The sequence below is a fragment of the Brumimicrobium oceani genome (assembly GCF_003143775.1).
Lineage (GTDB): Bacteria > Bacteroidota > Bacteroidia > Flavobacteriales_D > Crocinitomicaceae > Brumimicrobium > Brumimicrobium oceani.
The window spans coordinates 1-7,510 of sequence record NZ_QFRJ01000024.1 but is presented as its reverse complement, the minus strand read 5'-3'; the positions used below and the strand labels follow the sequence as shown (position 1 = coordinate 7,510).

The window sequence follows — 7,510 nt, the reverse complement described above, 5'->3', positions numbered from 1 at the left end:
GACCACCAAATCAAGCTTTCAAAAATAAGGTGTTAAATCGTTTTCCCCATAAGGAGAAACCGGATTCGTCAACAGGGTATTCAGCTTTGGCCTATCGGCAAGCCGAATACTTAGTTGTTGCCAGTAGTTATTTTTCCTTTTTTTCTTTGTTTTCCTTATTTCTTGTACTAATAACTTCGCTCAAGATTGCAAGTAATCTTTCTTTTCTATTCTGGTATATTTGATAAAAAGAGAGTAGTATCGTGATTATTAAAGCTACGACTGAAATTAAAAAACTAACATTCGATTTATCTAAATATTTTACCACTAATTGATTTTTATTATGAAGTTCATCCGTTATTCTATTTACATCAGTTGAAACATTTGAATATTCTTCTCCAAGCTTAAATCTCAAATTTTCAAAATCATTTTTCTGATTTTCTTCAAGTTTGTCAAATGGATTAATAATTTCGTGAGCTTCTATGATTGAAACTAATTTTTTGAGGTAGATTGTATCCTGCTTTTCTGACAGAAAGTAATCAGTTTTCATATCACTTAAAACTTCTGACAATGGTGTCTCTGCAAGATATTTGTCCTTGTCACTGCTTTTATTGAATAAATCCGTTAAACTTGGTGAATATTCTTTTCTGTTTGTATAAATATTTTTGACTACATCTAAACTTGCATTTGATTTTATAGTTTTTTGAATATCCGATTTTATAGATTTATTGAAATATTTATCATCAATGGAAAGGTTTTGATTTTTAAATACTAAAATTAATGTAAGAATAGCAACGAGAAACGTCATTAACACCATTAATGAATTTAGTAAACTTTTTAAAAGTCTTAACTTGGAATCTTTTTTAGTATAAGTCCTGTATTCCTTTAATAAATCGTCAATTTCTTGGTCAGTAAATTCTTTGTCTTTCATTGGTTGGTTTTAATTACTGGCAACGTGCCGCGTATTGGCGATGGGCGGGATTTTTAGCACTGAACTTTAATCGAAGAACAGAAGTTGAATTTTGCACTTCCGTTGATACGAAGCCGTTCAGCCCGCCTATTGCCAATACGATGTTGTACGACGTAGTTATGTTTTGGGTTTTAGTCCAGCTAAATATTTTCGTATGTCATTTTCTAATTTATCCGGGTATTTGTACTCTAATTTTTTTGACAATTCAGTTCCTATTTCTGAAACTAAATCAGTCATTGAAAATAGAGCAGTCCAATTTTCCTTTATATCGCTCCCTGAAAATGTTTGTTCTGTTTTAGCCCACATTTCCTGGTTAAGATACTTTTTGAAAAGCCGTCCATATTTATTGGTCGTTATGTTCCAATTGTGTTCACTTGCAATGTGCCATTCAATTAAAGGAATTAAATATTCTGTGCGAATAACGGTTTCCGACATAAATTTCGCATAGAATATTTCATCTCTCACAAGACACTTTGCCACGTAAGTTGTGTCCCACCAAAAATCGTTTATTAGATTTTGAAACTCTTTTTCAGACGGTTTTTTGATAATGGAAATTTGATAAGTTGGTTTCAGCATTTGCTTTGTAATACCATCTTTATCAATTAAAATTTTATAACCAATATCCCAATCTTCTGGTAATTCTTTCTCTTGCGTTTCCTTTATAAATTTTGATTTGCTGTAAAGTTTAAAATCTACTTTCACACCGTCTTCATAAAGTAGCATTTTCATTGCGTGTTTATGGTTAAAACAACTTTCGTCTTCTTCAATCATAGCAATTGGATTTCCGAATTTAAGCGTCCAGCTTTTGTCTGAAATGTAATTTGTATTATCCTCAAAAACAAATTCAATGTCTAAATCACTAAATTCGTCAACAAGTGCTAAAGGATTTACAAGTGAACTTGTCAGAAGAAGAACTCTTACATCTTCGTTTTTCTCCGACCATTCTATAATTGTTCTTAACTTTTCTTCTCTGACTTTCATTTTGTTTGGTTCGGTTTTACTATGTCGTACAACGGCTACGGCTATGGCAAGTGCGGGATTTCAAGGCACTTGCCTTTCCGTTTAGCGATTAGTTTATTTTGTGTAATTACTTTCATTCTAGTACCTTAGCCCGCATTTGCTATAGCCGATGTTGTGCGTTCGGCTTTTTTTCTTTCAATTTATTCTTTGTTATTCTAGGCAAAGTTAATATCTTTGTGCTCTAATAATTACAATTTCTGCATTATGTCTTGTTTTATCAAGTTATGGACTTCTATCAAGTGATAGGCAGTCCTGAGTAAAAATCCTTATTTTTTTTGGTATAGACAAAACGTCTATTCAAGTATTCACCTGTAAGAAGTAAATAATGACAAAAAAGAAATTGCCCGTTCGTTTTACGGGTCAGCACTTTACTATTGACAAAGTGCTTATTAAAGATGCAATAAAAGAATCAAATATAAATCAACACGATACAGTTTTAGATATTGGAGCTGGTAAGGGTTTTCTAACTGTTCATCTCTTAAAAAATGTCGATAAAGTTATTGCCATTGAAAACGATGTTGCATTAAGTCAACATTTGCGCAAAAAATTCATTCACGCTCAAAACGTTCAAGTGGTTAGTTGTGATTATAGAAATTTTGTGGTTCCGAAAGTTCCATTTAAAGTAGTTTCAAATATTCCTTTTGGTATAACATCTGATATTTTTAGTAGTCTGATGTTTGAAAATGTCGAATATTTTCTATGCGGTTCAATTATCCTTCAGTCAGAACCGGCAAAAAAATTGTTTTCAAGTAAGGTTTATAACCCATTGACAGTACTTTATCATACCTATTATGATTTGAAATTCCTGTATGAGATAAATCCTGAAAGTTTTTTGCCACCACCAACTGTCAAATCAGCACTTTTGAGAATTGAAAGAAAACAGATTTCATTAGATATTGGGCTTAAGGTTAAGTACTTAAATTTTGTTTCGTATATGTTACAAAAACCTGATTTAACAGTCAAAACAGCTATGAAGTCTATTTTTAGAAAAAAACAAGTTAGGTCAATTTCAGAAAAATTTGGAGTTGACCTTAATTCCAAAATTGTCTGTTTGTCTGCAAATCAATGGAAAAATTGTTTTTTAGAAATGCTCAAAGTTGTTCCTGAAAAATTTCATCCTTCATAACTATACTGTAGATGTTTTTTAAATTTTCTGTGTAGCAATGTTGTTTTTTTAGCTGACGCACAACGGAAAAAGTATTGGCGAAGGACGGGCTACTTTGCTGACAATTTCAAAGGAAGACCGAACCTGAGCAAAATGCTTTTTCAGATTTCTAAATTACTAAAAAAAGAAATATGAAAAGCATTTTTGCGGATATTGTTAACTGAATTCTCAAAGACAATATTCACCCCGTCTTTTGCCAATACACTGTTATGTGAAGGAATTTTTAGTATCTTTGTATTCAAATAATTCACATTTTATGTATTTCAGCAAGCCTTGGTAATTAAAAATTAAAGTAAATGATTAAATCGTCTTTTTTGAGATGATTACTTTTTAGTACGTTAATTTTTAATTTAAAATAAGGTAATAATGAAAAATATAAAACCTTTAACTTTTCCGTTTAATTCGGAAAATAATACATCTATAAAGCAAAGTCTTTTTCAATTTCGAGAATATTTTGATTCTTCTACAATTGTTGGTTTAGGCGAAAACTCACATTTTATAAAAGAGTTTTTTAAATTCAGACATCAAGTTATTGAGTTTTTAGTAACTGAATGTGATTTTGACACCTTGGCATTTGAGTTTGGTTTTTCTGAAGGATTAGAAGTTGATAAGTGGATAAAATCACAAATTCCATTCGACGATTTGGATAAGTTACTGTCACACTTTTATTATCCAAATGAGTTTAAAGATACTTTGCTATGGCTTCGTCGGTATAATCAAGACAATAATAATCAAATTACCTTTTTGGGTGTTGATATTCCTAAAAATGGAGGTTCTTATTTTCCAAACTTTCACATTGTGTCTGATTATTTACAAAGACTTTCAATCGTTTCTTCTGATGTCTTACAGAAGATTTTAAATCTTGCTGAAAAATTTGATTTCTATTCGACTTCTCAGCTTGCGTTAAATTTATCGCTTTTTGACGAAGCAGAACATAATGAATTAAAAGCATTGCTATTAAAAGTTTACATTCGTTTGGTCACTCTTCAACCAAAACTGGAAAGTTTAGAGTTTCAATCGATACTTCATCTAGTTAAAGGCTTGATTTATATGAATTATAATGCTGATGCTATGGAAAGCTTCATTACTGAAAAGGGAATTGAGGGAGATATGGGAGCAAAAGACCAGTATATGGCAGAAAGTATTGATTGGTTTTTGAAAAATTCACTTGGTAAAAAGATTATTTTAGTTGCCCACAATGCTCACATTCAAAAAACTCCGGTCGATTTTGACGGATTTATTAGTTGTTATCCAATGGGGCAAAGACTTTCGATGACTTTTGGAGAAAAATACAAAGCATTTGCAATAACTAATCTACGTGGAGAAACTGCCGCATTGTATCCTGATAATGATTATCAATTTGGTTTTAGGGTTGATAAATTTCCACTTGATTCTCCAGAGTCGGATTCTGTTGAATTTTTTATGCAGGAATTATCAGGAAAAGAATGCTGTTTAATAATCAATAAAAGTAAGGAATTAAAAAATTGTAGTAAGATTCGTTTTGATTCTATACATCTAAAAACTGAAATAGTAGATTCTTTTGATGGGATTTTCCTAATAGAAAAATCAACTGTTTCAGAAATAGTGGATTGAGAATAATGTAAATTTGATTTCGAAACGGTACTTTCTTTTTTGGAGGTGCCGTTTTATTCTTTCACATAACGTTTAGGCTTTAGTTTTGTTTGGGATTAGAAAGCACTACACTTTCGAATTAACTGATAGCCTAACTATTGTTTTCTTTGTAAATTTATCACTTTATCAAACAAAACCAATTTTTTGGCGGGCTTTTTTAAGAGCAGTAAGTTCAAGTAACCTCCAAACCCCAAATAAACTATAGCCAGTGTTATACTCCGGTTTTTTTTCATCAAAGGTTTCATCAATTCGTGCGAGTCAATTCAACCGTGACCGAAGTAATAGTTTTACGAATCAAGTCCAGCAGAAAGGTAAGAACAAGAAATAATCGCTTAAAAACCAAAAAAAATTTCTTGTTTTATTATTGCGTTTTGGTGGGAATCATTTCAGCAAGACCAAAGTGATAGATTAGTGAATCAAAACAGTACTTACATTTTTGTAAAATTTTACTTGAGTAAAATTTATAACTACTTGAAATTTTTAGAGTGTAATACGTTTTTTAAGTCCTATCTAAGACAAAGCTTTACTGCTTCATAAACATTTGTTTTTTGCTGGAGTATAACGTTTAATATAAGAAACGTAGGGTAGCGGTTGGCAGTTGGTTTTTAGCTACCTTCAAGCCAAATATAAACATTTTGATTTTATCTTTTATAGTCTAAAAGCCAAATTTTTATTTGGCGGTCTTTAGTAGACTTTTATAGCTTTTAAAAACCTCCAAACCCCTATGTTTTTTATATAGTGTTGAACGAATCCTCCTAACGTCGGAAGCTTCTCTCACCCTCTAAATTAGCAATTTACTATATTTGAATACAAATTAAATCAAATATTATGTATAAAAAAAAGTAAAACCCTCGTTGAAATTGCAATTTTAGAGGTTGCAGGTTTTGAAGACTTGCACGAGAAACTAACCAAAAGCTTCTCGATTAATGGAAAGTCAAAAAGCACTTTGAACAACTATTCTAGATGCCTTGCACATTTGGCCTTGCATTACAATAAAAGTCCAGAACATCTAGATAAAGAAGCCATTGATGACTATCTTTTTCACTGTAAAAACCAACATAATACTCCCTCGGATAGTTTTTTCAAACACACGATTTATGGACTAAGGGCGATCTACAAATTGCTTGGAATGGATGGTCATAAAGTTCAACTTCCTGAAATAAAAAGACAAAACGATCTTCCTGTGGTGATGAGTTTAGAGGAAGTAAAGAGATTGATCAATGCGCCAAAATATTTAAAACATAGATTAATGATCGCCACGCTTTACGGCTGTGGACTGAGAAGCTATGAACTTTGTGCTTTAAAATTATCTGATGTTGACTTTGACAGAAATACTGTTTTTGTAAAGAAACAAAAAGGTAAACAAGATAGATTTGTTCCGTTAAGCAAGCATTTAGCAAGAGGTTTGCAAAAGTACATTCGAACGGAAAAACCAGTTATTTATCTTTTTAATAGTCAAGTAACTGATAATGGAAAACCTCTACCTATCACAGTTCGAGCAATACAATGGGTCATTAAAGAGAACAGAAGTAAAATAGGAACTTCAAAGAAAATCACAGCTCACATTTTAAGACACTCTTACGCTACGCATTTACTAGAAAGCGGTTTAAATTTACTTGCTCTAAAAGACCTTTTGGGTCATGCTCGAATAGAGACAACTTTGATTTATCTACATGTTTCAAACTCAGGTTCTTCAAAAAAATACAGTCCGCTAGACCTGATTTACAATACTTGAAGAGTAAATATAAAGTTGCCGATGTTCTTGAGTTAGAGCAAAATCAACTTTTCAAATTAGCTCCCACAACTTGGCATTTACGTACATTACACGCTATTCGAAGATGCAGAACACAATCAATGGGCGGACACATTGATCAGTGTGATTGTTGTAATAAATTGCACATCAGTTACAATAGCTGCAGGAATAGACATTGTCCAACTTGCGGGGGACACAAGCGCGAAGAGTGGATAAATGCAAGAGAAAATGAACTTTTAGAAGTTCCTTATTTTCATGTCGTTTTTACGCTTCCATCAGAATTTAATGAATATGCTTTAAGAGAAGGCAAAATCATTTATGGAGCTTTGTTTAAGGCTGCTTGGCAGACTTTGCAGCAGTTTGGAGACAATCCAAAACACTTGGGAGGGAAAATGGGAATGATCTCTGTATTGCATAGTTGGGGACAAAACCTAAGTCTCCATCCTCATTTGCATTGTATAGTTCCTGGCGGAGGTGTGACCAAAAACAATAAGTGGAAGTCTTCAAAAAGTAAAGGAAAATACTTATTTAATGTGAAGTCAATGAGTACCGTTTTTCGGGCAAAGTATATTGCTTTGCTTAGAAAAAGCGAGTTGAAAATCCCGCAAAGCATCTATGATAAAGTGTTTTCCAAGAAATGGGTCGTTTATGCAAAACAGCCTTTCTTTAAACCTGAGTTTGTAATTGAATATCTTGGCAGATATACCCACAAAATCGCAATTTCAAATCACAGAATTAAGAACATTGATTACGCCAAGCGAACAGTCACTTTTTCAGCAAAAAACTATAGGAAAGGTGGACAAAAACACGACATAACACTCAATACTTCCGACTTTATAAAGCGTTTTTCTTTGCATATTCTACCAAAAGGTTTTACTCGAATTAGACATTACGGAATATTGAGCAGCAGTTGGAAAAAGATAAAGCTACCCGAACTTCAAAGGTTATTGAATGAAGAAAATACAGCGGAAATTATTAAGGAAAACCCAAC

Annotated in this window: 6 protein-coding genes; 4 read left to right on the top strand and 2 right to left on the bottom strand. The window is 32.3% G+C overall.

The features are described 5' to 3' along the window. Positions 1-127 precede the first annotated feature (127 nt). Both DIT68_RS16010 and DIT68_RS16005 read right to left on the bottom strand, forming a co-directional pair. Complete coding sequence (locus DIT68_RS16010; protein ID WP_109360835.1) at positions 128-910, bottom strand: hypothetical protein; 783 nt, start codon at positions 908-910, stop codon at positions 128-130. Between the two features lie 156 nt (positions 911-1,066). After that, positions 1,067-1,930 (bottom strand): aminoglycoside 6-adenylyltransferase AadS, encoded by an 864-nt coding sequence (locus DIT68_RS16005; RefSeq protein ID WP_003013318.1) that lies wholly within the window; start codon positions 1,928-1,930, stop codon positions 1,067-1,069. A gap of 364 nt (positions 1,931-2,294) precedes the next feature. Here DIT68_RS16005 and erm point away from each other — a divergent pair, with 364 nt between their 5' ends. The 4 genes from erm to DIT68_RS15985 all read left to right on the top strand — a co-directional run. Next, entirely contained in the window at positions 2,295-3,095 is an 801-nt protein-coding gene (gene erm / locus DIT68_RS16000; RefSeq protein ID WP_109360834.1) for a 23S ribosomal RNA methyltransferase Erm, read from the top strand. A 405-nt stretch (positions 3,096-3,500) separates the two neighbouring features. Beyond that, the gene (gene ere(D), locus DIT68_RS15995; RefSeq protein ID WP_023572056.1) at positions 3,501-4,727 is read left to right on the top strand and encodes an EreD family erythromycin esterase; all 1,227 of its coding nucleotides are present in this window, start codon (positions 3,501-3,503) and stop codon (positions 4,725-4,727) included. 931 nt (positions 4,728-5,658) lie between these two features. Beyond that, positions 5,659-6,501: a tyrosine-type recombinase/integrase gene (locus DIT68_RS15990; RefSeq protein WP_109360833.1), complete on the top strand. Its 843-nt coding sequence runs from the start codon at positions 5,659-5,661 to the stop codon at positions 6,499-6,501. Then, the coding region (locus tag DIT68_RS15985; protein ID WP_109360832.1) for an IS91 family transposase at positions 6,498-7,510 on the top strand (1,013 nt) is incomplete at its 3' end. The genes DIT68_RS15990 and DIT68_RS15985, both read left to right, overlap by 4 nt.